The following is a 1,972-nucleotide window of genomic DNA, read 5'->3' as shown; positions in this document are numbered from 1 at the left end:
AAGTTTCCGAAAATCCGTTTGGCCAAACTTTAACACCTCGGTTAGAAATCATGACTAAATCCATTGTTTCTGTGGTTAACACTTTTAGTTTTTCAGCTAAAATGTTAGCATCCATTCCACTCCAGTGTACGAACAAATCCACACCTAACAATTCTTTTTGAGAAGCTTCTTTTCTTTTGTATTCTGGTAATTGAATCACAGAATTTTTGGGAGGCGTTACCGCTTTTAAAATACTCGGTACTTTATCGAAATTGAAAATTACAGCATCAGCGAATTCCGAAGTTCCTACCAACTGCTTGCTCAATTTATCATTATAAATATCTGCTGTGTGAATTCCGTCTTCTAAGGTTTTTAACCAAGCATTTTGAATTCGGGTTGCTTCAGTTGCATATCCTAAATGATAAAGCATTGCAATGGCAGCTTGTAACAATCCTGATGGATTGGCAATATTTTGACCTGCAATATCTGGAGCCGAACCGTGAATGGCTTCAAACATTGAACATTCATTTCCGATGTTTACCGAACCTGCTAATCCTACCGAACCTGCGATTTGTGCTGCAACATCCGAAATAATATCACCATATAAATTTGAAGTTACAATCACATCAAATTTCTCCGGATGATCTGCTAAATATGCTGTTCCAATATCTATAATCATATGATTTGCTTCGATGTTTGGATATTCCATGGCAATTTCCTTAAAAACTTGGTGGAATAAACCATCGGTTTGCTTCATAATGTTGTCTTTGCTAAAACAAGTCACTTTTTTACGACCATAATTTTGAGCATATTCAAAGGCATAACGAATGATTTTTTCACAACCTGGGCGACTAATCAGTTTTAAGCATTGTACAACTTCATCGGTTTGTTGGTGCTCGATTCCCGCATATAAATCTTCTTCATTTTCACGAACAATTACAACATCTAAATTTGGAAAATTCGTTGCTACAAAAGGATGTAACGATACACATGGTCGAATGTTAGCAAACAAACCTAATGCTTTTCGCATTGTAACATTTAAACTCTTGTAACCGCCACCTTGCGGAGTTGTGATGGGTGCTTTGAGTAATACTTTGTTTTTTCGGATAACTTCCCATGAAGCATCTGAAATACCAGAAGTATTCCCTCCCAAATACACTTTTTCTCCAATTTCAATTTCTTCAAAATCAATGGGAGCATTTGATTTTTTAATAATCTTTAGAACCGCTTCCATGATTTCTGGACCAATTCCGTCTCCTTTAGCAATCGTAACTTTTCTCATGTTTTGATTATTTTTATGCAAATCTCTATACTTTAATTCATATATTTTTATTTATATTTGCTATACATTATATAAAATATTTTTATGAATTACACTTTAAACCAGTTACGCATATTCTTGAAAGTAGTACAAAATCAGAGTGTTACTAAGGCTTCCGAAGAGTTGCATTTGACCCAACCTGCGGTGTCTATTCAATTAAAAAATTTTCAAGACCAATTTGAAATTCCACTAACAGAAGTGGTAGGAAGAAAAATTTATGTAACCGATTTTGGTAAAGAAATTGCGGAAGCAGCCGAACAAATCTTACAACAAGTCAGTACTATTGATTATAAAACATTAGCCTACAAAGGACAGCTTTTTGGAAAAATTAAAATTTCAGTCGTTTCTACTGGAAAATATGTGATGCCTTACTTTTTGGCTGATTTTTTAAAAATGCATCCTGGAGTAGAATTAGAAATGGATGTAACCAATAAAAATAAAGTAGTAAAGAGTTTGCAAAACAATGAAGTAGACTTTGCTTTAGTTTCGATTCTTCCAGAAAAAATGAAAGTAGAAAAAATTGATTTAATGCAAAACAAATTGTTCTTAGTGGGTAATATGGAAGAAGATTTTAGTAAGAAAAAGAAAATCGAAGATATTTTAGAAAACCGTCCGTTATTATTCAGAGAAAGTGGTTCTGGAACACGCCAAACCATGGAGCGTTTCATTGTA

At 33.9% G+C, this 1,972-nt stretch carries 2 protein-coding genes; one reads left to right on the top strand and one right to left on the bottom strand.

What is annotated here, in order from left to right; genetic code table 11:
- The coding region (locus L6Q46_RS13770) for an NADP-dependent isocitrate dehydrogenase (protein WP_291284791.1) at nt 1–1,261 on the bottom strand (1,261 nt) is incomplete at its 3' end.
- A gap of 84 nt (nt 1,262–1,345) precedes the next feature.
- Between L6Q46_RS13770 and L6Q46_RS13765 the strand changes: the two genes are divergently transcribed.
- Nucleotides 1,346–1,972: LysR family transcriptional regulator (locus L6Q46_RS13765; protein ID WP_291284790.1), on the top strand; the 627-nt coding region annotated here is incomplete at its 3' end.

It is taken from the genome of Flavobacterium sp., from assembly GCF_023151265.1.
Lineage (GTDB): Bacteria > Bacteroidota > Bacteroidia > Flavobacteriales > Flavobacteriaceae > Flavobacterium.
The sequence above is the reverse complement of the archived record's forward strand: the minus strand, read 5'-3'. Positions and strand labels throughout refer to the sequence as shown.